Below are 26,580 nucleotides of genomic sequence, written 5' to 3' on the forward strand. Positions count from 1 at the left end.
ATTTCCTTCCCTTGCGTCAAATCAAGTTTGTCTAAACCTTGTAGCTTTTCTTCATTTACGCCTTAGATTGTGCTTCTTCATTCTCTAAGTATTTCTGTTTACTCATTCCCGTCACGCGGCGGATAATAATTAAAATAATGGCGATGACAATCAGTGCAAGTGAAACAACTTGAGCGATTCTGAGTGTATGCGTCAGCATTAAACTATCCGTGCGAAGCCCTTCTACAAAGAAGCGTCCAACTGAGTACCAGATTAAATAAGATAAGAAAATTTCTCCTTTTCGCAGACTGGTGCGGCGAAGTACCATCAACAGGATAAATCCGGCAAAATCCCATAATGATTCGTATAAAAACGTAGGGTGATAATATGTACCATTAATATACATTTGGTTAATAATAAAATTTGGAAGGTGCAACCCTTCTAAAAAAGCACGGGTAACCGGCCCCCCATGTGCCTCTTGATTCATAAAGTTGCCCCAGCGCCCAATGGCTTGGCCAAGGATTAAACTAGGCGCAGCAATATCAGCCAACTTCCAAAATGAAATCTTTTTTACTTTCGAATACACAATGGCAGTTAATACGCCTCCGATTAAGCCACCATGAATGGCGATCCCGCCTTGCCAAATCTGAGGTATTTCGTTCAAATGCTTTGAATAGTATCCCCATTCAAAGGATACATAATAAATTCGTGCACAAATAATAGCTATTGGCACAGCAAATAGAATAAGATCAACAAATGTATCTTTTGATAAGCCTCTTCTTACGCTTTCTCTTGTCGCAATATAAAGACCCAACAGAACACCTGCACCGATAATGACACCATACCAGTAGACCGTTAGAGGGCCAATTTCAAGGAAAACGCGATCTAACGGCTGAATAGTTGCTTCCACAAGTTAACACCCTTTCTTATAAATCTTCACGGTCTCCTTCTTCAATTACATCTGTTAGACGTGCAGAAAATTGTTCTGCTGCGTTAATACCCATACGCTTTAAGCGGAAGTTCATTGCTGCCACTTCAATGATAACAGCTAAGTTTCGTCCCGGACGTACTGGCAATGTAATTTTTGTAACGTCTGTATCAATAATTTTCATTTTATCTTCTTCTAAACCAAGGCGATCATAATGTTTCTGCTGATCCCATGTCTCTAACTGAATAACAAGTGAAATTCGCTTATAGCTTCGTACAGCTCCTGCGCCGAATAGCGTCATCACATTGATGATCCCTAGTCCTCGAATTTCAAGCAAATGCTCGATTAAACCAGGCGCATTTCCTACAAGGGTGTCTTGATCTTCTTGACGGATTTCCACACAGTCATCGGCTACTAGACGATGCCCCCTCTTAACAAGCTCTAGAGCTGTTTCACTTTTACCAACGCCGCTTTTTCCCATGATTAATACACCAATTCCGTATATATCAACTAATACGCCGTGCAGGGCAGTCGTAGGTGCTAGCCTGCTTTCAAGAAAATTCGTTAAATGGCTGGAAAGTCGCGTTGTTTTAAAGCTTGAACGCAGCACGGGAACTGATTCACGCTCTGAAGCTTCGATAAGTTCTTTCGGTACATCCATTTCGCGGGAAACAATGATAGCCGGCGTGATATCTGTACACATTTTTTCCATTCGAACTTTTTTTTGTTCCTCATCTAACTGTTTAAAAAATGATAGTTCTGTTTTACCTAACAGCTGGATACGTTCTGCTGGGTAGTATGTAAAATAACCTGCCATTTCAATACCTGGACGTGAAATATCACTCGTTGAAATAGGGCGGTCGATTCCTTCTTCTCCGCTAATAAGCTCTAATTTAAATTTCTCAATGATGTCTTTTGTACGTACTTTAACCACCGTGCATCCTCCTTTTATAAACAGTCATATACCTGTTCATGTCTACAGTATATCCAACTCTCGCTTTTATGTCGCGTTTGGTTCTACTAGCCACTTTATTTTATCATTAATACAGAAAGAAAAGAAAAAAAAGATGGCATAGGCTGCATCGCCTTACCATCTTTTTTAGAAAATTAAATATTGCAAGAAAGTTATCTTCTATTTTGAAGCGGTTCAACAATCACTCGTTGAATAAGCGCATTTAGAAGCGACATAATTACCGAGGCTAAAAGCGCTGTACCAAACCCGTCAATATTAAAAGAATCTCCCATAACACTTTGTGTAATCATCAGCGTAATGGCATTAATGACGAATAAGAATAGGCCAAGCGTAAGAAATGTCACCGGCAGGGTAAGTAAAATTAAAATCGGCTTAACAAACACATTCAAAATCGATAGAATTAAGCTCGCGATAATAGCTGCACTGACCGATTCCAAGTGAAAGGTGTCAATATAACCTGCGATTACGATTAATACGAGGGCATTGATTAAAATACTAATGATTCCACGCAATAACATTTTTAGAAATCTCCTTCTTCATTTGGAACTAAAAACACAAAAATCATATATAAAATGACCGGAGTACCTACTGTAAAAAATAAACTGATGATAAACAATACGCGGAGTAGTGAAGCATCTATTCCGATATACTGAGAAATACCGCCGATAACACCCGCAAGCTTGCGATTTGTTCGCGAACGATACAACTTTCGCACGTTAATCATCTCCTTTGTTTTTTTACTAAAACAAGCATTTTCTATTTTATAACAATTGAGCCCGTTTTGGATTCAGCTAACAATTTATAGCCTTTCGGCGAAGCGACATTTGCTTTGAAACGAAGTTGTTTCATCACCGTTTCTTTTTTCTCATCTACTATTTCCATCTCAGGAAGTGTACACGTAAAATTCCCAAAGTTAGATTTCAAATCTCCATCAACGGAGAGGTGGGACGGCGTATAGAGCGTAATGCTTCCTGTAGTCGTTTTGAAAAATGCTTTTTCAATGCGCTCTCCTTTTAAATACGTATCAATATCCCCGTTAAATGTCTGAACATCAATCTTTTTTGTATCTCCATCAAATTTAACCGTTCCATTGATTGTTTCAAGCTCACATTTCGAAGCGAGTATTCGAGAAAGTTCCATATGCCCGTTTGATGTCTCCATTTCAAGAGAATGGCTATTCACATCGTAAAAGCGGATGGTGCCATTAGCTGTTTTGGCTTTCAGGTCTCGTACGCTTAGTCTTTCCCCATCGATTGAACCATTAAACATACGGAGCTTGACGCGTTCATATTCCATTTCTGGAATATAAATAATCGCTTTCACCTTCATTTGCTTTTGCTGAATTGCAAAGCGCAGTTTGCCATTTTCGATGGAAAATGCGGTATGCTGCAAGAAAGTGCGGCGCGCTTCATCCGAATTCTCTACTTTGTAGATAGCAGCTTCACACTCTATTCGTACTTCTGTACTTCCCCAAGGTCGGAGTTGAACGCTTCCATTTGCTAAATCTACGTCAATCTCTTGAATATATGCTTCTGATTGCTGAAAGATGTGCTGAACGTCAATCGAAGGACCAAAGTTAAAATCTAAATCTCCTTCTTTTACTTTTTTTACCGTTTGATCTACAAATGTAAATAATTTTTCCTTTAAAGAGCTTTGAGATGACTTAGAAGCGTACGTTTTTTTCTGTTTTCCTCCTACATAAGGGGATAGCTCAGCTTTATCAGGCGTAGCATAGTAAGAGTCATTAGCTGAGTCTTTTTCCAGTGAATTCAGCAAGGTTAAAGCCTCATCTACGCTAAGTTTCCCTTCTTCTACCATCTGTAAAATTTGTTTGCGCTTTTCACTCATACCTTCCATCTCCTCTTTACGTTTTAGTCATTTAACTTTTATCTGCTTAATATTTGTATCCCTTTTACAATATTCCATACAAACACAACAACATTAACTAAAGAAACAACAACTAAAGCTACAATTAAAAGAATAAATACCGTTCCACTAGAGCCAGTAAGAGCAGGAAGCAAGAAAAATAAGAACAAGATCGCTGTAGCGATAGGTAATAAATGTGACAAAAATGCAGTTTTTGCATGTTTCTTTACTTCTATGTTATGAACAACAAAATAAATAATAATAGGTAATAAAAATGGTGCAAAGAAAACGCTAAAATAATTTAAGGAAGATAGTATGCGATTTCCTTCCATAATAATCAGCTCCTTATATCATGTATTACGTTTTAATGAGTTAAAAAGTTTCATTCTTTATAAAAAAGACACCAATGCTGGTGTCTTTTAACGAGTTAATGCCTCTGCTTTTTCAACTTTTTTCTCCATACGCTTACGGTCACGTTCTAAAATTGGCTTCAAATAATGGCCCGTATAGGATTCTTTTACTTTCGCCACTTCTTCTGGCGTACCCGTAGCCACAATTTGTCCGCCTTTATCTCCACCTTCAGGCCCTAAATCAAGTAGATAATCAGCTGCTTTGATCACGTCTAAATTATGTTCGATCACTAGAACTGTATCTCCATTTTCAACTAAACGCTGAAGCACTTTTAATAAACGTGCGATATCATCGACATGAAGACCGGTAGTCGGTTCGTCTAAAATGTACAGCGTTCTTCCTGTTGAGCGACGGTGAAGCTCTGAAGCTAACTTTACACGCTGGGCCTCTCCACCCGATAAAGTAGTGGCCGGCTGTCCAAGCGTGATATAGCCAAGTCCTACATCGTAAATGGTCTGTAGCTTCCGCTTAATCTTTGGAATGTTTTCAAAGAAGTGAAGCGCGTCTTCAACTGTCATATCCAACACATCTGAAATGTTTTGATCTTTGTATTTTACTTCTAAAGTTTCCCGGTTATATCGTTTGCCGTGGCAGACTTCGCAAGGAACGTATACATCTGGCAGGAAATGCATTTCGATTTTAATAATACCGTCTCCTCGACAAGCTTCACATCGGCCGCCTTTCACGTTAAAGCTAAAGCGGCCTTTTTTATATCCGCGCACTTTTGCTTCGTTTGTTTGGGCAAATACATCTCGAATGTCATCAAATACACCCGTATAGGTTGCAGGGTTTGAACGAGGCGTACGGCCTATGGGAGACTGATCAATATCAATGACTTTATCTAAATGTTCAATGCCTTTGATTTCTTTATGTTCTCCTGCTTTGCTTTTTGCTTTATGCAGCTTTTGCGCCAATGATTTGTGAAGGATATCATTTACAAGCGTACTCTTACCTGATCCAGATACACCTGTAACAGCTGTGAATACACCTAACGGAAGCTTTGCTTTTACATTTTTTAAATTGTTTTCTTTTGCTCCTATAATTTCAATCATCCGATCTTTATCTATCGAACGTCTTTCGGCTGGAAGTGGAATAAACTTCTCTCCTGATAGATATTGACCCGTTAAGGAATTTTCATCATCCATCACTTCCTGAGGCGTGCCTTGAGAAACAACGGCACCCCCGTGTACGCCGGCTCCTGGTCCGATATCAATTAAATAATCAGCTGCCATCATCGTATCTTCATCATGCTCTACAACAATCAACGTATTTCCAATATCGCGCATGTCTTGCATTGTGCGAATTAAGCGATCGTTGTCACGTTGATGAAGACCGATAGAAGGTTCATCTAAAATATAAAGAACCCCCGTCAAACGAGAACCGATTTGAGTAGCCAAGCGAATGCGCTGCGCTTCCCCTCCTGAAAGAGTTCCAGCAGAGCGGTTCAATGTTAAGTAATCAAGTCCCACGTTAATGAGAAAGCTTAGACGCTCACGAATTTCACGCAGTATCATATCCGCAATCTTCATGTCTTTTTCAGATAAACTGAGACTTTCAAAAAAGTCATATGCTTCTTTTACTGAAAAGCGTGTTGTATCTCCTATATGCTTTTCGTCAATAAGCACCGCTAAGCTTTCGCGTTTTAAACGATTTCCTTTACATTTTGGACAAGCTTGCTGAGCCATGTATTTTTCCATTTGCTCACGGATATAATCAGAACTTGTTTCATGATAACGGCGTTCTACGTTCCGAAGCACACCTTCAAATTCGATATGATTTTCTCTTACTTGGCCAAAATCATTTTCATAGCGAAAGTAAATTTTTTCTTTACCGCTGCCATATAATACTTTATCAAATAAATGTTCCGGGATATCTCGAACCGGCACATCCATGTCGATGCCGTAATGTGTACATACGGCTTCAAGCAGCTGCGGATAGTATTGAGAACTTGTTGGCTCCCAAGGTGCAATAGCGTGCTGATGAAGTGTTAAGTCATAGTTAGGAATCACTAAATCTTTATCCACTTCCAATTTCGTTCCTAACCCGTCACACGTTGGACACGCCCCGTACGGACTATTAAATGAAAACATGCGGGGCTCAAGTTCTCCAATGGAGAAGCCACATTTTGGACAAGCATGATGCTCGCTAAAAAGTAATTCTTCCTCACCTATTACATCAATAATTACTTTCCCATCTCCAAGGCGAAGAGCTGATTCCAAAGAGTCCGACAAACGAGCGGCTACACCTTCTTTGACAACAACGCGATCAATCACTACTTCAATGGAGTGCTTTTTGTTTTTTTCCAGTTCAATTTCTTCTGTTATTTCACGCATTTCTCCGTCTACTCGAATGCGAACGTACCCTTCCTTTTTAATATCTTCTAATACTTTTACATGGGTGCCTTTTCGGCCAGATACCACAGGGGCCAGTACTTGAAGTTTTGTACGTTCAGGGTACTCTAAAATTCTATCTACCATTTGCTCAATCGTTTGAGACGTAATTTCAATTCCATGATTAGGACAAATCGGCTTTCCTACACGAGCAAACAAAAGGCGCAAATAGTCATAGATTTCGGTCACAGTTCCGACGGTTGAACGAGGGTTTCGGCTCGTTGTTTTTTGATCGATTGAAATAGCAGGCGACAATCCTTCGATCGAATCTACATCTGGCTTATCCATTTGACCTAAAAACTGTCTTGCATACGCCGAAAGTGACTCGACATAACGTCTTTGTCCTTCAGCATAGATTGTATCGAAAGCTAAAGAAGATTTACCAGAACCTGACAACCCTGTTAATACCACTAATTTGTCTCGCGGGATTTCAATATCGATATTTTTCAAATTGTGGGCTCGTGCACCTTTTACCACGATTTTTTCCATCGCCATGTTTTATCACCCTTCCGCTTTTAATTCTAGAATCAAGTCACGAAGCTCAGCTGCGCGTTCAAAGTTAAGCGCTTTGGCTGCTTCTTTCATTTCTTGTTCCATTTCTTCTACGAGCTTTGCTTTTTCTTTTTTATTGAGTTTATCAAATGCCGGTGCTTCTTCATACGTTTCTGTATCTTCTGCTACTACTGTTGCACGAATTGAGCCTCGAACTTCTTTTTGAATCGTTGTCGGTGTAATACCATGCTCTTCGTTGTAAGCTTCTTGAATACTTCTACGACGCTTGGTCTCATTGATAGCAATGTCCATGGAGTTTGTGATGCGATCTGCATACATAATGACATGTCCATTAGCATTTCGCGCAGCACGTCCGATGGTTTGAATAAGCGATCGTTCTGAACGCAAGAATCCTTCTTTGTCCGCATCTAATATGGTTACTAACGAAACTTCTGGAATATCTAAACCTTCACGAAGTAAGTTAATCCCTATGAGCACATCATATTTTCCAAGCCGCAGCTCTCGGATAATTTCAATACGCTCGAGCGTCTTCACCTCAGAGTGAAGATATTGAACTTTAATGCCAATTTCTTTTAAGTAGTTCGTTAAATCCTCAGACATTTTCTTTGTTAACGTCGTGACGAGCACTCGTTCATTTCGCTTAATCCGGTCGTGAATTTCTCCAATTAAATCATCAATCTGCCCTTCAATTGGTCGAACTTCAATATTTGGATCTAATAATCCCGTTGGACGGATAATTTGTTCAATCACCTCAGGCGCCTTCTCAAGTTCGTAAGGACCTGGTGTTGCTGAAACATGGACGATTTGTTTAATATGCTGTTCAAATTCATCAAATTTAAGCGGACGGTTATCTAATGCAGACGGCAAGCGGAAACCATGGTCCACCAACACTTGTTTACGCGCTTGGTCTCCATTATACATTCCTCTAACTTGAGGAATGGTAACGTGGGATTCATCCACCACAAGAAGGAAATCTTCCGGGAAGAAATCCAGCAGTGTATAAGGTGTAGAACCAGCCGGACGAAGCGTTAAATGACGAGAGTAATTCTCGATTCCTGAACAAAATCCCATTTCTCTCATCATTTCTAGGTCGTAGCGAGTGCGCTGTTCCAAGCGCTGCGCTTCTAAAAGCTTTCCTGCTTCTTTTAACTTCTCTAGCTGTTCTTCTAGTTCTTTTTCAATGTTTTGAATGGCCACACGCATTTTTTCTTCCCTCGTGACGAAGTGAGATGCCGGGAAGATAGCCACGTGTTCACGATCTCCAATAATTTCTCCTGTTAAGGCGTCGACTTCGCGAATGCGGTCAATTTCATCCCCGAAAAATTCCACGCGAATACAGTGTTCATCTCGAGACACAGGAAAAATCTCAACAACATCACCGCGAACGCGGAACGTTCCGCGCTTGAAGTCAATATCGTTTCTTTCGTACTGTACATCCACTAGCGTACGAAGCAGCTGATTGCGTTCTTTTTCCATTCCTACTCGAAGAGATACGACCATTTCTTTGTATTCTTCCGGAGACCCTAATCCATAAATACAGGATACGCTGGCAATAATAATGACATCTTTTCGTTCAAAAAGAGCAGAAGTTGCTGAGTGACGAAGTTTATCAATCTCGTCATTAATGCTTGCATCTTTTTCAATAAATGTATCTGTTTGAGGTACATAAGCTTCAGGCTGATAGTAATCATAGTAACTGACAAAGTATTCGACTGCATTATTAGGAAAAAACTCTTTAAACTCACTGTACAATTGACCAGCAAGCGTTTTGTTATGAGCCATAATTAATGTTGGCTTATTTATTTCCTTAATAACATTAGACATAGTGAAGGTTTTTCCCGTTCCTGTAGCACCTAACAAAACTTGATGCTGCTTACCTTCTTTAATTCCTTTCACAATCTTTTCAATTGCCTTTGGCTGATCACCTTGCGGTTGATATGGGGATACTAATTCAAACTGATCTTTCAAATGAAGGCCTCCGTTTCTATTTTCTTGTTTTATCTATTTTTATTACGATATGTAAAAACCGAAAACACGAACTGATATTCGTATTTTATCACTTTATACTCATAAATGAAACTAATGAGTATTAATCTTATATAGTGTTTGTTTGTTTTGATTTTTTACCCTGTTACTTTATTACCCACTAAATTCTTATACTACCCTTTTCGAGGGGAATACAACTCTTTAGATGAAAGCAATAAAAGAAAGTAAGCTGCCTAATTGTCTGAAAAGGATAGGCTTTTGCGCCAATTTCTAAATTATGATACAGTATAAAAAATATGTACTGAGAGGGGTTTAGTATGGCAAGCGTTGATCAAGTTCTTATAAATAACTCCTTTATAACAGTTGAAGAATCAACTTCTTTAGCTAAAGTGAAATCTGAACTTTCCAACTATGATTTCGTTGTAGTCACAGCAAGTACCTTTTATGTAATACAAAAAGATGAACGATACCTTTTAACAGGTCATGACGAGGCATCGTCCATTAAAAAAGTAATAGCGGACACAAATTGGCCTTCATCTTCTACTTCTACGTTAGCCAATTTACAAGCCAACACAAACTGGAATAGACCAGTCCTCATTCAAGCAGAAAACCAAGAAACCACAATAGGACTTGTAACACCTTCACAGTGGATTACACATTTGCATAGCCAAAATGAGATATTAGCTTCCTATTTTGATACATTGGCAGAAACCATTAATGATGCAGTGACAGCGGTCGATCATGAAGGAAATGTAATCTTGTGGAATACTGCTGCGGAACATACGTATAAGATTCAGAGAGATAATATTATTGGTAGAAAAATCGGAGAGCATTTTAAAGATGAATCCATCATTCTACATACGATTCTAAATGAAGGGCGTCCTGTGCGCGGAACGTATCATCGTCCTAATGAACAAACTCACGTGCTCATCAATGCATCTCCTATTATAAGAAACAACCGAGTCATAGGTGGAGTAGCAACCGAACATGACATTACCAATATTGTAAGACTAAATGAAGAAATTGATGTATCTCTTCTCATTCCGAAAGATAATCCATTTTCTTCTTTTGCGGGTATCAGTCCTGAAATTAAGCAAGCCGTTGACATTGCCAAAAAAGTGGCATCTACAGATATGCCTATTTTATTAACAGGAGAACCTGGTTCTGGGAAAGAAATGCTGGCTCAGGCCATCCACTACGGGGGATCCAAACATAAAGAACCTTTTTTATCTTTAAATTGCGCCACTATTCCATCTGGACTTCTGGAAATTGAACTCTTTGGTCATCAAAAAGACGTCTTTTCAGAAGATCCAACGACCATTGCAGGAAAACTGGAGCAGGCTCATAACGGGACGTTATTTATTGAAGAAATTGATAAAATGCCTCTTGAAATTCAAGTTAAGTTTCTCCGTTACTTGGAAGAACGAGCCTTTTATCACGTTGGAGGCACGGAAGAAATTCAAGTCCAAACCCGAATTGTAGCCTCTACTACGACGCCTTTGGAAGAGTTGCTAAAAGCCGGTGAATTCCATGAAAATCTTTACTATTTGCTGACCGTCATTAATATTATCATTCCGCCGCTTCGAGACCATAAAGAAGACATTGAAGCATTAACGCAGCAATTTGTACAGGAATTTAGTAAAAAGTATAAAAAGAAGGCTCCTTTCATCAGCTCTGAAGTTCTCGAAGCCTTTATGCAATACGATTGGCCAGGAAATATTCGCGAGCTGAGAAATACGATTGAACGAATGATTTTTCTTAGTGATCAGTCGTTGATTACCCTTACGCACCTTCCTGACAATCTGAAGGATGCCAGTTCTTTCACAGAAGTTCAAAAAGAAGAAGATTCTCTCCAAGAAGCTAGGCTAATAGAAGAGACTCTTCAAAAAACCTATGGAAACAAAAGTGCAGCAGCAGATCTGCTTGGCATTTCGCGCGGCACCCTTTATAACAAAATCAAAGAATACGGATTAAACTAATTAAAAAATTCGACACGAAGCTCAGGATACTTGTGTCGAATTTTTTATGTTTCTTGGACTGAACTTATTTGGAGAAATTTTTTAATACGAACCATACGTTGGCGGGGCGTTCGGCTAGGCGTCTCATGAAATACCCAAACCAATCAATTCCGTAAGGAACATAAACCCTGACTTTATATCCTTCTTTGACCAGACGATCCTGTAGCTCTACGCAAATTCCATAAAGCATTTGGAACTCAAACTGATCATTTGAAATGCCGTTTTCTCTTACTAATCGTTTTGTATACTGAATCATTTCCTCATCATGACTCGCTACAGCTGTATAGTGTCCATTTAATAAATGCATTTTAATGATTTTTTTATAGTTTTCATCTACGTCTTTCTTTTCCGGAAACGATACTTCTGGCGATTCTTTGTAAGCTCCTTTTACCAGACGTAAATTGGCTTGATATTGATGTAAGTCATTCATATCTTGTTCTGTACGATAAAGATACGCTTGAATCACAATTCCAATATTATCAAATTCTTTGCGTAATTCTTTATACATATCAAGGGAGATTTGGCAGTGCAAGTAGTCTTCCATATCAATTCGAACAAAAATATCATTCACTCTGGCTGTGTGTAGAATTCTGCGCATATTTTCCATACAAAGCTCTTTGCTAATATCCAATCCTAAAGAAGTCATCTTTAATGATAAATTTGATTGAACGCCCGATGCTGCAATGGCTTCTAGTGTCTGAATGCACATGGCCGTAGATAACCTAGCTTCCTCTTCTGTAAAAACAAATTCGCCTAAATGATCGAGTGTCACAACTTTCCCACCATTGTTAAGCTCCTTGGATGTTTGAATTGCTGATTCAATTGAGTCTCCAGCAACAAAACGAGCTGCCCCCATCCGCAATCCATACTTTTTAGCTAATTTATTCATTGAATGATTTTTGCCAAGCGACTGAAACATCGTTCTCATTAACACTTCCATCGATACTAAACCTCCTTTTATTCATAAAAATCAAAATAAATATAATTTTCAGATTAATTTCTTTATTTTTCTATACCCTAACTACATATTTGTACACGTATTTAAAATAATTTACACAAAATTGTTTAAGTTATTTTATTTACAAACATATTTGTATAATTAATTTAATTATACTCATTTATCGATGGAACCGTAACAACAGTGTTATGAGTTCTAACTCGTTTTTCGACATAAAAAAGCTCTCCACATTTCGTAGAGAGCTTTTGCGTACGTTTTGATAATAGGACGATTCACTTATCATCAAAGCAACAATCTTTATTTTCCAGCTGCTAGCATGCCTTTTGCATATATAAAACCAATGGCTGCTGAAAGTAAATCTATTAAAATAATAAGTGGATAATCTGCGTACCCTTTATATACAGAAACAGCTATCAACAAAAGCGTCAGCGCTGTGGCAACATATAGGTTATATGTTACTCTAGCAAACAGAACAAGCAATATGGCGGGTAGAAAAACTGCGGCAATCGTTTTGACTTCCACAAACATTTCTCCTTTTTATCCGTCTTTTAACCAGCTTGTGAATTACGTTTGGTATAATTGTGTACAAACAAAATACCTAGTTCATGATGTTCGTTGTCATACAATGCTCGCTGAGTAAAGCGAACTTCTCCATTTTCGTCAATAACTTCTAGCTTACAAAAAGCACGGTTATTCACTTGTAATGCTTCATAAAATTTATGGACTTCAGATATAGCGATTCCATTTACTTTAATAATCACTTCTCCTACTTTCAAACCCATTTTCTCTGCCGGAGAATGAGGGATGATTCCTAACACAACCAAACCTTGTGTACGCTTAGTAAATAGTGCGGGCGCTTTTTCATCGCTTCGACGCTGCTGCAAACGAATCCACTCTCTTCCTATGATCGCTAGAATAACAACAGCGACAGCGGCAGGAGGATAAAAAATAGCAGCAATTGTAATAATCGTTAATCCCACGCCTAATGCTAATACACGCTTACCGGTAAATTCAATAGATTTAAACGGAACCATACTTTGAATTCGCTGATAAAAACCGATAGCAAAAGGAACAAAAAACAGGCTAAATGATGTTCCGTCAATAGATAACACAGGCCACCATGGAAACACAGACGTAATGGCGCTGCCTGGAATTAAGACAAAAAGCGGAACAACCCATAATTTTTGAGAATAATGAGCCCCAATTTCCTGCCCTCTTTTACTTTTCACAATGGCTGGAGACGTACCTTTTGCTCCAAACTTCCAAATTAAATATCCTTCTGCTAATACAAGCAGCGACATTAAAATAGTAAGAGAAGGTAAATCTGCGTTATGAGCTTGCACAGACCACGTTTGAATAAATCCTTCACCGAAACCAGCTGCAGGAATAAGCAAGGTCGCAAGCACAGCCAGTCCTACGGTATAAGAAGGAGAAAGCCATTTAAACGTCCACGGGCCGCTTATGATAAAAGTTAAAACAGCTACAAGTACAATCGTTCCTATAGATACATAGACACCTAGCAACACGGTAACAACGGATAAAATCAAACCAATAATGATACCTGGAAAAAATAAATATTTTGCTTCTAAAATAAAATCAAACACGCGAACATGAAAATTCTGACGCTCTCTCTTGACGCGAGAAAGACCTACAAAAAACGAGACGAGCAGAAATAAATAAGTTAACGGGTGCAAAAATAAACGCCCGATACCTTTTAAAAGCTCTAATGCAAAATCCATTTTTTCACCACCTGTATTTTTCACATTTTTATTACAACATTTACGATTGATTGTTATGTATCATAGGCTTCTTTATTTTATCAAAATGCATCACTAACCGACAATGTTGTTTTTACTAAAAAAGTTCCGTGCTTTGGAAAAGCACGGAACTTTTTCTACTTCTTATTGACTAGCTAGCTTTAAAGCCGTTTGAAGCTGACGATCTTCATCTTTGGATTTAATTTTTTCTAATAGTTTTGTTTGTAAAAGCGCTGCTGTATCTTCATCAATTTCACCTGTAGCTTTTTGCTTATTGGCTTTTTGGAATGCAGTTACAGCTGTTTCTGTCTCTTTACTAAAATATCCGTCTGTACGTCCAGGTTCAAAGCCAAGGCCTTTTAGCATCACTTGAGCATTCTTCACTTGGTCACCTGTCATATCACGTGTTAATGGCTTTTTATCAACTTGAATTGGATTTGCATAATAGTAATCCGGCTGCTTGACTTCTACCGTTGGTTTTATACCTTTTTCGTTAATCCAGTTTCCATCAGGCGTTAGCCATTTATAGAACGTTAATTTTAAATTACTGCCGTCTTCCATTGGAACAGCTTGTTGAACCGTTCCTTTTCCATAGGATTTTTCACCGACTAGCTTGTATCCGCCTGCTTCTTTTAATGCCCCGGCAAGAATTTCAGAAGCAGATGCACTTCCTCCATCAATCAAGGCCACAATTGGATAATCCTTTTGCTTTTTCATTGAAGAAACCACTTTTTGACGTTCACCGTTACGATCTTCAATTTGAATGTATGGCTTTTTATTCGTTACTAATTTATCGAGCATTTTTTCAACACTCGTTAAATAGCCACCAGGATTTCCACGAACATCTAGAACTAAACCATCAATATGTTTATTTTCAAGTTTTTTCAACTGTTTCGTAAATTCGTCTCCCGTTGACTCAGAGAATGACGTAATTTCCATGTAACCAATTTTTTTATTGTTTACATTTTTAACAGAAGAATAGACGGTTTCAATTGGAATCTCATCTCTTACAACTTTTACTTTCATCGTTTCTTTCACGCCTGGTCTTTGAACATCTAATGTCACGGTAGAGCCTTTTTTACCGCGAATTTTTAATACCGCTTCATTCAATTCAAGACCCGCGATACTTTTACCATCGATCTTTAAAATCTGATCATTTGGTTTTAATCCTGCTTTTTCCGCAGGAGATTGTTTAAACGGAGCTACGATTGTTACTTTTCCATCTACCATGCTTACTTCAGCACCAATCCCCTCAAACGATGAATCAAGAGACTGCGTGAATTGCTGTGCCGTTTTCTTATCCATGTAAGATGAGTGGGGGTCTCCTAAGGTTTGTACCATTCCTTGGATTGCGCCATCTAATAATTTTTTGTCATCTACATCTTTGTAATATTTTGAAGATATCAGTTCGTAAGCCTGCTTGATTTTGTCTAGCTCTTCCTTTTCCACTTTACTATCATTTGAAGAAGTTGTAAGGGGGGTACTGACCGTTCCAGCATTTGCATACTGAATGCCAAAATATGTACCTGCTGCTCCAACAACTAAGGAGAGTGCCATTAATAGTGCAACGATTTTCCGATTCAAGTTCTTTCATCCTCCTCAACCTTAAGCCATCTCTTCTTATTATAATAGATACAACCAAAACTATGTAATAAAAAGGATGCATGTGTTATTTGTAGCAAAAGGCACCACACAAATCAAGTGCGATGCCTTTTTGTTAAACTATATGTTGAGCTTGTACCACGTATGCTAGGAACTTAAAATTTAATATAACGTTCAGGGTTTACAGCAGAGCTTTTGCCTTTCCAATCGCCCTTATGCAATTCAAAATGCAGGTGAGCACCAAACGAACGTCCTGTGTTCCCTATATAACCTAATTGTTGACCTTTATTGATAGATTGACCACTTGAGACGCTGTAGCTCTCTAAGTGAGCATAAACTGTAACCCACGTCTGACCTTCGACATTGTGACGAATAAATACGGCATTACCAAAAGAAGAAGAATGATATGCTCTAATTACTTTTCCGCTTGCTGCGGCTACAACTGGCACACTTTCTCCTCGCTTTCCAATATCAATACCGTAATGTCCTCTTCCAAACGTTTCTCGATATCCAAAATGAGATGTTACCGGGCCCTTTGCCGGCCTCATAAACGACCCGCTTGTAACAGGTGGTGCCTCCTCTGTTGCCCCGGCTTTTTCAATTTCTTGCTGTTGAGCTTGTGCTGCATTTTTTTGATCGGCTAAAATAGAAGCTTGCTCTTCTAATCCAACGGCTTCTTCATTAAATTCTTTTTCCTGATCTTTGAGCGTTTGCATGAGGTGATTCTTTTCATCCACTTGTTTTTGCAGCTGCGCACGAAGATTTTTAAGTTCTTCAAGCGCTTGATTTACTTCCGTTAGCTTGTTTTGAACTTTTGTTTCTTTCTCTTCTTTTGCCTTTTTATCAGCTTCATGCTGCATTAACAAATCGCGGTCAGCCCCTACAATTGTCGAAACCGCACTCACTCTGCTAATAAAGTCTCCGAAGCTTTCAGAGCCTAGCAGTACATCTATGTAATCCACAGACCCGCCGTTTTCTTGTAAAGCACGAGCACGCTTTTTTAATAGCTCATTTCGTTTTTCAATTCTTTTTTTTACAACGTCAATTTCATTTTTCAGCTTTTCGATGTCTTGCTTTGCTTTTTCTACTTCAGCTTCACGGCTGCGGATGTCTGCATTTGTCTGTCCGACTTCTGAATCCAAACGCACAATCTCAGCTTCTTCGTTTTTTTGCTGTTCTTGAACTTCTTTTAATTTCTCTTTATTTTGATTAATATTTTGGTTCACATCGTTACTTTTTTTCTCTAAATCACTGAGTTTAGTAGTGCTGGCACTTTCTGCATAAGCAACTTTTTCATTACCTATCCAAGCTGTACCTAGTCCAACTAAAACTGCTGCTGTCATTACTAATGTCTTACGTGTCATTTGTTTCTCCCCATTAGCACTTTTTTCTATTTTTATCTGTAATTACACAACAACCTCACATCTGATAAACATCAAATGTGAGGTTGTTATAATCTATTATGTTAAAAATCTATCTTTATTTTCGTAAGAATTTACGGATGGATAATGTACTTCCCCACATCCCAATTAGACCACCGATTACAAGTAGTAATAGCGATACTTGAAGCACGAATGGAAAAGCAGGTAAAAGTTCAAAGAATCCATCGAACTTAGGCTGAACTTCATTATATAAAACGCTGTACACACCGATAATAACAGCAATTGGCACAATAGAACCAAGCACTCCTAAAAACAGACCTTCAATAAAGAACGGCCAGCGAATAAAGGAGTTTGTGGCTCCAACTAAGCGCATAATTTCAATCTCTTCACGGCGAGCTACAATCGTAATTTTAATTGTATTTGAAATGAGGAACATCGCTGTAAATAGAAGCCCTAAAATCAGTACTACTCCGATATTACGAGCTACTTTCAGCACTTTAAATAACTTTTCAACTTGATCTTGTCCGTATTGAACTTTTGCTGCATACGGATATTTCTCAATTTGTTTAGCTACTTTTGCGACATCAGTCGGCTCTTTTGTTTTAACAACAAACACATCATTTAATGGGTTTTGCTGCTCAAACGGTTCAAAAGCTTGTCCTTCATCACCCATACTATTAATTAAATCTTTTAACTCTTTATCTTTAGAAGAAAACGTCACCGTATCAACTTGCTTAATTGCATCTAGCTTTTCTTTCATTGCTTTTCGATCATCCGCTGTCGCTGCAGCATCAACGTGAACGCGAATTTCCACATCATTTTCAATCAATTTAGCAATGTGGTTTAAATTCATCATCAACATAAAAAATACGCCTACAAGCAAGAGCGTCACGGTAACCGCGCTTGCAGATGCGAATGTCATCCAGCCGTTTCTTCCTAAACTTTTAGATCCTTCACGTAAGTGGCGACCGAATGTCCTAGCCTTCATATCCGTATTCACCTCTTACTTCATCACGCACAACATTTCCATTTTCAATCGCAATTACGCGCTTTCGAATTGTATTTACAATTTCACGGTTATGCGTTGCCATTAAAATAGTCGTACCGCGTTTATTAATCTCCTCAAAAATATCCATGATTTCCCATGAAGTCTCCGGATCAAGGTTCCCTGTCGGTTCGTCGGCGATGACAACCTTAGGACTATTCACAATTGAACGCGCAATAGACACACGCTGCTGCTCTCCTCCAGATAATTCATCAGGGAAAGAATCCATTTTACCCTTTAACTTAACAAGCTCTAGCACCTCTAGCACTCGCTTTTTAATTTCTTCGGGACTTTGCTCAATTACTTCTAGTGCAAAAGCAATGTTTTCATAGACCGTTAATTTTGGAAGCAGCTTGAAATCTTGAAAGACTACACCAATATGACGTCTAAAGATAGGAACTCTGCTATCTTTTATTTTTGCTACATTTGCACCGTTTACAATGATATTTCCTGAAGAAGGCTTTTCTTCACGATACATCATTTTAATAAAAGTGGATTTTCCTGCTCCACTTGGTCCTACGATATAAGCAAACTCACCTTGATTAATCTTGATGCTAATGCCATTGATTGCTTTTACACCGTTCGGATACGTTTTATATACATTTTGCATTTCAATCATAAGTAATCACCTAATCAAGTGTGTTATTTTAATACTATGTAAAACTTGTCAAAATACGACAAAACTCTACAATTCAAACCAAAAATTCGACTCTTCTCACGCGCTTTCTCATTATAACATCACTCTTCGTGAAAATAAGCCCCAAAAATATTACATTTTTATTTCAAATATGACATAAGTAGGATATTTTTAGCAGGGTATGAGAATTTATCCTTATTTTTAATTCTGTTGTTTTTTGCTGTTCATTTTTTTACGAATATCGTTAGACAAAGCACATTCATGTCTACTTTTTTACAAACAAGGTATGATAAATAAGAAAAACGATGAGGAGAGATAACATGATCACTATTTATGGAAGTTCACGGGAAAACGGAAATACGGAAGAATTGGCTAAAGCAGTCTTAAAAGATATCAATACTGAAGAAGTTTACTTACGTAGGCATACCATTAACCCCATTACTGATATGCGTCACGATGAACATGGATTTACCAATCAACAAGATGATTATTATGATATAGCGAAAAAGATGGCAGCGCACGATACTATTTTATTTGTTACGCCTCTTTACTGGTACGGTATGAGCGGATTGATGAAGAACTTTGTGGATCGTTGGTCTGAAAGCCTTAGAGATTCGACAATCAACTTTAAAGAACAAATGAAAAATAAGCGCGTCTATGTATTAGTAGTCGGGGGCACAGGCGCATCTGTAAAGGCCCTTCCTCTTATTATGCAATTTCAATACATTGTCGATTTTATTGGTTCTTCCTTTAGCGGATACATCATTGGAGAAGCCAATGCACCTGGAGACATAGCAAAAGATGTCAAAGCTCAACAGCAAGCTATTGTCTTAAATGAACAATTAAAGCAGCTTTAACACAAAAATAAGACGGATACCCGTCTTATTTTTTCTTTGCCAGCCAAGCCGCAACTTTTTTGGCATCTTCTTCATTAATCAGTCCTTTTGGCATACCGCCTTGACCATTGTTAATAATGTTTTCAATTTCAGCTTCTGAGTGCTTGCTGCCTACATGCTGCAAGCTTGGCCCATTTGCTCCTCCTAAATCTACACCGTGACAGCCTGTACAGTTTTTCTTCACAATATCTTCTGCACTCGCTGAAGATTCACCGGCAGATTCATTTTTGGAACTGCCTCCGCCGCACGCGGACAAAACAAGCGCTAGGCCAATTGTTAACGTTAATAATACTTTTTTCAAGCCTTCTCCCCCTTGCTGTAGAGTTTTCACTCTATTATAACCTACTCAAGAATGTTTAAAACACTCTGTTTACAAGGACTTTGTTTCAATTTCATGAATTCTCTCATCGTATTTATGTATGAGGTCAAGCAATTGATTCGTTTCCTAAACGTTTTTTGTATACTACGCGTGAAATTGTCACACTGAGCTCATATAAGAGCAGAAGCGGGACAATGACTAAAATATCCGAAATAAAATCAGGAGGAGTAATAAGCACAGATATCACAATTAAAGCAAAATAAGATAACTTCCTTGCTTTAGCTAACCTCACTGGATTTAGAACCCCTAAACGCGTTAAAAATAAGACACCTAAAGGCATTTCAAATAAAAAACCAAATGGTAAACACAGATTAAGCATAAAACGGAAATAATGCTCCGCCGTAAACATGAGTGAAAACTGATCATTCGACAAACCTGTTAAAAATGCTAAAACCATTGGAAATAAAACAAAATAACCAAACCCCAAGCCACTTACAAATAAGAGAAAAAAGAATGGAATGAAGGTAATCATAATCTTATACTCTTCCTTTTTTAATCCCGGTGAAACAAACCGAAATACTTGATAAGCAGCTACTGGAAGTGTAAAAGCAAGCGCAAAAACAAATGCAATCACCATATAAATCCATACAATTTCACTTGGTCCAAGTACAGCAAGCTTGCCGTCCAAATCTTTCACTAGCCACTGATAAATATCTTGTACAAATACAAAACTGACAATAAGTAAAACTACAAATGCACAAAGTGTTTTAATAATACGAACACGCAATTCTTCAAGGTGCTCCATCAAGCTCATTTCTCCCATTGTCTATTTCTCCTTTCTGACAAGTAGAAATAGACGAGTTTCCTCGTCTATTTCCTTACTTACAATGTCGATTCATTCCTTTTTTGTTCAGAAACGGTTGCTGCCTGCTTTTCTTTAACACTTTCATCATCTGATACGAGCCCTTTTGCTGCTCCTTTAAATTCAGTTAATGTTCGCCCAAACGCCCGTCCAACTTCCGGCAGCTTAGACGGCCCAAAAATAATTAACGCAATGACCAAAATAATAACTAAACCAGGAATTCCAATATTAGAAAGCATACTTGACCTCCTTTCCATTACTCAATTTACTGCTGTACTTTTTCTTTCTTTTTCAACTCTTGTTTTTCATGTGCTTTCCCGTGTGCCCGCATACGATCTTCCTCTACTTCCTTAGAAATCTTTAGCCCACGCGGCACGTTATTTACTTCAACTTCTGTCATACCTTTTCCATCTTTTTTATATTGAAAGGAAGCTCGAGTTGAAATTTCCGCACCAGGTTCTGTTACAAAAGGCACAACGCGATAATCAGCTTGCCATATATCAGGAGTGACCGTACACCTTACATATCCTCTGTAATCATTAAAGAATGTGAGATGTGGATTTTGACTTAAAATTTTATCCGTATCAGCTCGTTTATCTGCTCCGTTCCCTCCGGAAGTGATGGAGGTGCCAACGAACTCTGCACCAATAATTCTTGAATTAAGATTGGCAAAATCCGTGTGTAAATTAGAAGCCCAGTTAGCGTGCACATCTCCAGTTAGTACAATGACGTTGTCCAACTTTTTCTTTTCAATAAAATCAATAACACGCTGACGATTCGCCGTATACCCATCCCATGCATCCATGCTGTATGTAGGCTTAGCCGCCGTTCCAAATTTTCTGGGAGCAAAGAAAATTTGTTGAGCCAGTACGTTCCAATGACACGCTGATTTTTCAAGATTAGTAAAAAGCCATTTTTCTTGTTCAATCCCTAATAGCGTACGTTTAGGATCAAGAGATTCTGGCGTTTGCGGCTTTGTTCCGTCTCCATTTGCTTGATCGTCTCTGTATTGACGCGTATCCAACACTTGAAAGGAAGCTAGTTTCCCATATGAAAAGTCACGATACAATCTCATATCCGTTCCGTGAGGCAAGGATGTTTGACGCAAAGGCATATGTTCGTAATAAGCTTGATAAGCTGCCGCGCGGCGTTGAATAAATGCTTCTACTGATTGTCCTTTTTCAGGAATTACATTTGCATAATTGTTTTCTACTTCATGATCATCCCACGTCACAATCCACGGAAAAGCAGCATGCGCAGACTTCAAATTGGCATCTGACCTGTACTGAGCATGCCTGTTTCGATAGTCTTGAAGCGTTTGAATTTCTGCGCTGCTGTGAGTACGAACATTTCCGCTTGCAGCCACATACTCGTTTGGTCCATATTCATAGATGTAATCGCCCAAATGAACCACAAAATCCAATTGTTCTTTAACCATATGTTCATAAGCTGTAAAGTAACCATGTTCATACTGTTGACACGAAGCGAATGCAAACGTCATGCTGGCTACTTCTGCATTTGCTGAAGGAAGTGTTTTTGTTTTTCCAACCGGGCTTAACTCATGACCGCTTTTAAATCGATAATAATAAATACGGCCTGGCTTTAATCCTTTTACATCAACGTGAACAGAGTGAGCAAGTTCAGGTCTAGCTATTTCTGTTCCTCGTTTGACAATTCGATGAAAGTCTTCATCTTCGGCAAGCTCCCATTTTACTGGAACGGGTTGATTAGGCATTCCCCCGCCATTCAATGGGTCTGGTGCTAATCTTGTCCAAAGAACAATACTATCTGCTAAAGGATCTCCCGATGCGACGCCTAAAGTGAACGGATAACTTGAAAATTTAGGCGCTGCCGCTGAAACTTCTACTGCATTTAAACCGATAGACTGAGCAATTGTTAAGCCAAGTGATACTCCTGCTACTTTTCCAGCTCCTTGTAAAAAACGCCTTCTATCAAACCCTTTACTCGAAGAAAAACTGTTCTGTTTTACTTGCTCTATTAATTCGTGTAACGATTTATTTGCCACTGCACATGCCCCTTCCTCTTGATTCAACTCAAATTATAAAAGCTGTTTGTAAAAGAGGTATAAAGGATTGTAAAGAAGCATTTACCATAAAATAGGTATTTTAAACCATTTTATTTCATTGACAAAATAAGCGAACGGACGACAGCAACCTTTAAATTTCTGCATTTTCTTAATTTTCTATCTACAAATAGTTCTTTACGCTCGTTTTTCTTCATTCAAATTTTACAAAGTCCTAACAACTAAAAAAAGGCAGCATACCGAGGTATACTGCCTTTTGATTAAATATGAGAACGTAAATACGCATCAATAAACGGATCTAGATCTCCATCCATTACACTTTGCGTGTTTCCGACTTCCGTATTTGTGCGGTGATCTTTTACTAACGAATACGGATGGAATACGTAAGAACGAATTTGACTTCCCCATCCAATATCTTTTTGTTCTCCGCGGATTTCAGCTAGCTGTTCTTGCTGCTTCTCAATTTCTAACTGATACAACTTAGATTTTAACATCTTCATTGCTTGCTCACGGTTTTTAATTTGTGAACGTTCCGTCTGACAAGATACGACTACATTAGTTGGGAGGTGAGTAATACGAACAGCTGAATCTGTTGTATTGATATGCTGACCTCCGGCACCGCTTGCACGGTACGTATCAACCTTCAAATCTTCCGTACGAATATCAATTGAAATTTCATCGTTAAATTCCGGCATTATGTCGCACGATACGAATGACGTATGGCGACGGCCTGATGAATCAAACGGAGAAATACGAACGAGACGATGAACGCCTTTTTCAGCTTTTAAATACCCGTACGCATTATGGCCTTTAATTAAAAGCGTTACACTTTTAATACCAGCTTCATCCCCAGGTAAGTAATCAAGTGTTTCTACTTTGAAACCTTTTTTCTCCGCCCAGCGCGTATACATACGTAGTAACATTGAACCCCAATCCTGTGATTCTGTTCCACCAGCACCTGGGTGCAATTCTAAAATGGCGTTATTTTTATCATACGGCTCGCTTAAAAGCAGCTGTAATTCAAAGTCGTTCATGCCTGAAATAAGCTCTTTTAGTTCACTAACTAGTTCTTCTGCTAAATCTTCATCGTATTCTTCTTTTACAAGTTCATGAGATATCTGTAAATTTTCGTATGTTTCATCTAAGTGGTTAAATTGATTTACTGCATCTTTTAAACCATTGGCTTCATTAATAACAGTCTGAGCTGCCTGCTGGTCATTCCAAAAATTTGGATCAGCCATAGTCTCATCTAATTCATCGATACGAGCTTGTTTTGTATCGAGGTCAAAGAGACCCCCTAAAGTCCGCTAATCGCTTAGCTGTTTTGTCAAGTTCTTGCTTAATTTCTACTAAATCCATGAGTTAAACACCTCTATTTTATTTTTGACGCACAGGAAGGAAATGAGAAGACTCATTTCCTTCCTGTACTAGTTCATTCTATACTAATTGACTCTTATTTTATGATTCTTTACCGCAGCAGTTTTTATACTTTTTGCCACTTCCACAGATACAAGGATCATTTCGGCCAACTTCTATCGCATTTACTTTTGGCTTCTTCTTAGCCGGCGCGTCTCCTTCTTTTGGATGAACAGCCGCCTGACCTTGCGCTACTTCTTGACGCTCAAGGTTGTTGTTAATTTCTGCTTTCATGATATACTTCGTCACTTCTTCTTCAATGGTTGCAATCATATTTTCAAACATCGCAAAACCTTCCATTTGGTATTCGCGAAGAGGATCTGTTTGGCCGTACGCACGAAGGTGGATACCTTGGCGAAGCTGATCCATCGTATCGATATGATCCATCCATTTAGAATCAACTGCTCTAAGAACAACTACTTTTTCGAATTCACGCATTTGTTCTTCAGGGAGCTGCTCTTCTTTTTCATTATAACGAGCTTTTGCATGATCTACCAGCAGTTCTACCATTTCTTCAGGCTCTTTACGGCGAAGATCTTCTTCTGTGACTTCGCCTTCCTCAAGAACATTAGCATTTACGTAATCAATAATCGCTTGTAAATTCCATTCTTCTTCTAATTCTTCACGCGGTGTATTTACCTCAACCACACGCTGTAGCGTTGATTCAATCATACGTTCTACAATCGCACGTAAGTTGTCTGAATCAAGCACTTCAAAGCGCTGTTTGTAAATAACTTCACGCTGCTGACGAAGAACATCATCATATTGAAGCAATTGTTTACGCGCATCAAAGTTATTACCTTCAACGCGTTTTTGAGCGGATTCAACAGCTCTTGTTACAATTTTACTTTGAATTGGCTGTGAATCATCCATACCAAGACGATCCATCATCGCCATCATATTATCAGAACCAAATCGGCGCATTAATTCATCTTCCATGGATAGATAGAATTGAGACACCCCTGGGTCCCCTTGACGTCCAGCACGTCCGCGGAGCTGATTATCAATACGGCGTGATTCATGACGCTCTGTACCAATTACAGCAAGACCTCCAGCTTCAACGACACCTTCACCTAGTTTAATATCCGTACCACGACCGGCCATATTCGTTGCGATTGTTACCGCACCTTTGTGACCCGCATTCTCGATAATATCCGCTTCACGCTCATGCTGTTTTGCATTTAAAACGTGATGGCGAATGCCTTTTTTCTTTAATAATGCTGATAAAACTTCAGATGTTTCGATCGCAACTGTACCAACAAGAACAGGCTGTCCTTTTGCGTGGCGCTCGGCAATATCTTCCACTACCGCATTAAACTTGCCTTCCATTGACTTGTAAATTAAATCCGCTTTATCATCACGTGAAATTGGCTTGTTTGTCGGAATAACGACAACGTGCATGTTGTAGATATTACGGAATTCTTCTTCTTCCGTTTTAGCTGTACCCGTCATACCTGATAATTTTTCATACATACGGAAGTAGTTTTGGAATGTAATTGTAGCTAACGTCATGCTTTCATTTTGAATCTCAACGTTCTCTTTAGCTTCGATAGCTTGATGCAAGCCGTCACTAAAACGTCTTCCTTTCATCAAACGACCAGTAAATTGGTCAACGATTACGACTTGATCTTCATCAATTACATAATCCACATCGTTTTGCATCGTTACATGTGCTTTAAGCGCTTGGTTGATGTGATGGTTTAGCGCTACGTGTGAAATATCAAATAAGTTTTCAATGCCAAATGCGCGCTCGGCTTTTGACATACCTTCTTCGGTTAGCTGAACGCTTTTTGTTTTGATATCAAAAGTAAAATCGGTTTCTTTATCAAGCGTGCGAACGAATGCATTAGCTTGAATATAAAGCGCAGTCGATTTCTGTGCGCTGCCGGATATAATAAGCGGCGTACGTGCTTCATCAATTAAGATAGAGTCAACTTCATCGATTACAGCAAAATGAAGCGGACGTTGAACCATTTGTTCTTTATAAAGCACCATGTTATCACGTAAATAGTCAAATCCTAGTTCATTATTTGTACTATACGTAATATCCGCTGCATATGCTTCTTGTTTTTCTTCACGCGTTAAATGGTTTAAGTTTAACCCTACTTTCAAGCCTAGGAATTCATATAAACGACCCATTTCACTAGCATCACGGCTCGCTAAGTATTCATTGACTGTTACTACATGTACACCTTTGCCTGTAATGGCGTTTAAGTATACAGGCATAGTAGCTGTCAACGTTTTACCTTCACCCGTTTTCATTTCCGAGATATTCCCTTCATGCAGAGAAATACCCCCCATTAGCTGAACTTTGTACGGATACATGCCTAACACACGTTTCGCTGCTTCACGTACAACCGCAAAAGCTTCATCTAATAGGTTATCGAGCGATTCACCATTTTGGTAGCGTTGTTGAAATTCAGCTGTTTTTTCACGAAGCTGATCGTCCGTTAAAGACGCTATTTCAGGACCTAACGCATCAATTTGGTCCGCCATTTTTTCTAAACGGCCGATTTGGCGCTGATTGCCGTCAAACACTTTTTTAAATAATCCAAGCATATTAAAACGCTCCTCTATTTATAATCAGTACATTTTATA

General features: G+C 38.7%; 23 protein-coding genes. 2 read left to right on the forward strand and 21 right to left on the reverse strand.

The genetic code is table 11. The features are described from left to right. Positions 1-55 precede the first annotated feature (55 nt). From lgt to uvrB, 8 genes are all read right to left on the reverse strand, one after another. A complete protein-coding gene (gene lgt, locus ACRPLY_RS20190; RefSeq protein WP_028412041.1) occupies positions 56-889 on the reverse strand; it encodes a prolipoprotein diacylglyceryl transferase in 834 nt (277 codons plus the stop codon). A gap of 16 nt (positions 890-905) precedes the next feature. Then, a complete protein-coding gene (gene hprK, locus ACRPLY_RS20195) occupies positions 906-1,841 on the reverse strand; it encodes an HPr(Ser) kinase/phosphatase (protein ID WP_028412040.1) in 936 nt (311 codons plus the stop codon). Between the two features lie 191 nt (positions 1,842-2,032). After that, a complete protein-coding gene (locus ACRPLY_RS20200; protein WP_013059727.1) occupies positions 2,033-2,398 on the reverse strand; it encodes a phage holin family protein in 366 nt (121 codons plus the stop codon). Positions 2,399-2,400: 2 nt separating this feature from the next. Beyond that, positions 2,401-2,595 (reverse strand): PspC domain-containing protein, encoded by a 195-nt coding sequence (locus ACRPLY_RS20205; RefSeq protein ID WP_013059728.1) that lies wholly within the window; start codon positions 2,593-2,595, stop codon positions 2,401-2,403. Positions 2,596-2,636: 41 nt separating this feature from the next. Beyond that, positions 2,637-3,728, reverse strand: coding sequence for a DUF4097 family beta strand repeat-containing protein (locus ACRPLY_RS20210; RefSeq protein WP_028412039.1), 1,092 nt, complete (start codon positions 3,726-3,728; stop codon positions 2,637-2,639). Between the two features lie 38 nt (positions 3,729-3,766). After that, entirely contained in the window at positions 3,767-4,078 is a 312-nt protein-coding gene (locus ACRPLY_RS20215; RefSeq protein ID WP_013059730.1) for a hypothetical protein, read from the reverse strand. Between the two features lie 87 nt (positions 4,079-4,165). Continuing rightward, entirely contained in the window at positions 4,166-7,042 is a 2,877-nt protein-coding gene (gene uvrA / locus ACRPLY_RS20220) for an excinuclease ABC subunit UvrA (RefSeq protein WP_028412038.1), read from the reverse strand. 6 nt (positions 7,043-7,048) lie between these two features. Beyond that, the gene (gene uvrB, locus ACRPLY_RS20225; protein WP_033580416.1) at positions 7,049-9,028 is read right to left on the reverse strand and encodes an excinuclease ABC subunit UvrB; all 1,980 of its coding nucleotides are present in this window, start codon (positions 9,026-9,028) and stop codon (positions 7,049-7,051) included. A gap of 335 nt (positions 9,029-9,363) precedes the next feature. Here uvrB and ACRPLY_RS20230 point away from each other — a divergent pair, with 335 nt between their 5' ends. Then, positions 9,364-11,025, forward strand: coding sequence for a sigma-54 interaction domain-containing protein (locus ACRPLY_RS20230; protein WP_033580415.1), 1,662 nt, complete (start codon positions 9,364-9,366; stop codon positions 11,023-11,025). 64 nt (positions 11,026-11,089) lie between these two features. Here ACRPLY_RS20230 and ACRPLY_RS20235 read toward each other — a convergent pair whose 3' ends face one another. The 7 genes from ACRPLY_RS20235 to ftsE form a co-directional block, all read right to left on the reverse strand. Further along, a complete protein-coding gene (locus ACRPLY_RS20235; protein WP_028412035.1) occupies positions 11,090-12,004 on the reverse strand; it encodes a proline dehydrogenase family protein in 915 nt (304 codons plus the stop codon). A gap of 315 nt (positions 12,005-12,319) precedes the next feature. Beyond that, complete coding sequence (locus tag ACRPLY_RS20240; RefSeq protein WP_028412034.1) at positions 12,320-12,544, reverse strand: DUF2198 family protein; 225 nt, start codon at positions 12,542-12,544, stop codon at positions 12,320-12,322. 26 nt (positions 12,545-12,570) lie between these two features. After that, positions 12,571-13,761 carry a PDZ domain-containing protein gene (locus ACRPLY_RS20245; RefSeq protein WP_028412033.1) on the reverse strand — a complete coding sequence of 397 codons (1,191 nt, stop codon included), beginning with the start codon at positions 13,759-13,761 and terminating at the stop codon, positions 12,571-12,573. Positions 13,762-13,923: 162 nt separating this feature from the next. Continuing rightward, positions 13,924-15,363: a S41 family peptidase gene (locus ACRPLY_RS20250; protein WP_028412032.1), complete on the reverse strand. Its 1,440-nt coding sequence runs from the start codon at positions 15,361-15,363 to the stop codon at positions 13,924-13,926. A gap of 173 nt (positions 15,364-15,536) precedes the next feature. Then, a complete protein-coding gene (locus tag ACRPLY_RS20255; RefSeq protein ID WP_430078317.1) occupies positions 15,537-16,745 on the reverse strand; it encodes a murein hydrolase activator EnvC family protein in 1,209 nt (402 codons plus the stop codon). 115 nt (positions 16,746-16,860) lie between these two features. Next, positions 16,861-17,751, reverse strand: coding sequence for a permease-like cell division protein FtsX (ftsX, locus tag ACRPLY_RS20260; RefSeq protein WP_014457813.1), 891 nt, complete (start codon positions 17,749-17,751; stop codon positions 16,861-16,863). Further along, positions 17,741-18,427, reverse strand: a complete 687-nt coding sequence (gene ftsE, locus ACRPLY_RS20265) for a cell division ATP-binding protein FtsE (protein ID WP_013085414.1) — start codon at positions 18,425-18,427, stop codon at positions 17,741-17,743. The genes ftsX and ftsE overlap by 11 nt, the downstream gene beginning before the upstream one ends. A gap of 338 nt (positions 18,428-18,765) precedes the next feature. On the opposite strand from ftsE, the gene ACRPLY_RS20270 reads away from it, so the two are divergent. Next, on the forward strand, positions 18,766-19,302 hold the full coding sequence (locus tag ACRPLY_RS20270) for a flavodoxin family protein (RefSeq protein ID WP_028412030.1): 537 nt from the start codon (positions 18,766-18,768) through the stop codon (positions 19,300-19,302). Positions 19,303-19,327: 25 nt separating this feature from the next. On the opposite strand, the gene cccB is transcribed toward ACRPLY_RS20270, so the two are convergent. From cccB to secA, 6 genes are all read right to left on the reverse strand, one after another. After that, on the reverse strand, positions 19,328-19,642 hold the full coding sequence (cccB, locus tag ACRPLY_RS20275) for a cytochrome c551 (protein WP_013059743.1): 315 nt from the start codon (positions 19,640-19,642) through the stop codon (positions 19,328-19,330). Between the two features lie 124 nt (positions 19,643-19,766). Further along, positions 19,767-20,483 carry a twin-arginine translocase subunit TatC gene (tatC, locus tag ACRPLY_RS20280; RefSeq protein ID WP_432232098.1) on the reverse strand — a complete coding sequence of 239 codons (717 nt, stop codon included), beginning with the start codon at positions 20,481-20,483 and terminating at the stop codon, positions 19,767-19,769. 59 nt (positions 20,484-20,542) lie between these two features. Next, positions 20,543-20,761: a twin-arginine translocase TatA/TatE family subunit gene (locus tag ACRPLY_RS20285; RefSeq protein WP_028412028.1), complete on the reverse strand. Its 219-nt coding sequence runs from the start codon at positions 20,759-20,761 to the stop codon at positions 20,543-20,545. A 26-nt stretch (positions 20,762-20,787) separates the two neighbouring features. Then, on the reverse strand, positions 20,788-22,521 hold the full coding sequence (locus ACRPLY_RS20290; protein ID WP_371129336.1) for an alkaline phosphatase D family protein: 1,734 nt from the start codon (positions 22,519-22,521) through the stop codon (positions 20,788-20,790). Positions 22,522-22,826: 305 nt separating this feature from the next. Further along, positions 22,827-23,925, reverse strand: a protein-coding gene (gene prfB, locus ACRPLY_RS20295; protein WP_114896991.1) for a peptide chain release factor 2 whose coding sequence is annotated in 2 segments (ribosomal slippage) — positions 22,827-23,861 and positions 23,863-23,925 — 1,098 coding nt in all. Because the reading frame shifts where the segments join, the coding sequence is not laid out codon by codon here. A gap of 99 nt (positions 23,926-24,024) precedes the next feature. Beyond that, positions 24,025-26,541 carry a preprotein translocase subunit SecA gene (gene secA, locus ACRPLY_RS20300; RefSeq protein ID WP_013059748.1) on the reverse strand — a complete coding sequence of 839 codons (2,517 nt, stop codon included), beginning with the start codon at positions 26,539-26,541 and terminating at the stop codon, positions 24,025-24,027. Between the last annotated feature and the right edge of the window lie 39 nt (positions 26,542-26,580).

The sequence above is a fragment of the Priestia sp. TGN 0903 genome (assembly GCF_050846855.1).
GTDB classification, from domain to species: domain Bacteria; phylum Bacillota; class Bacilli; order Bacillales; family Bacillaceae_H; genus Priestia; species Priestia zanthoxyli.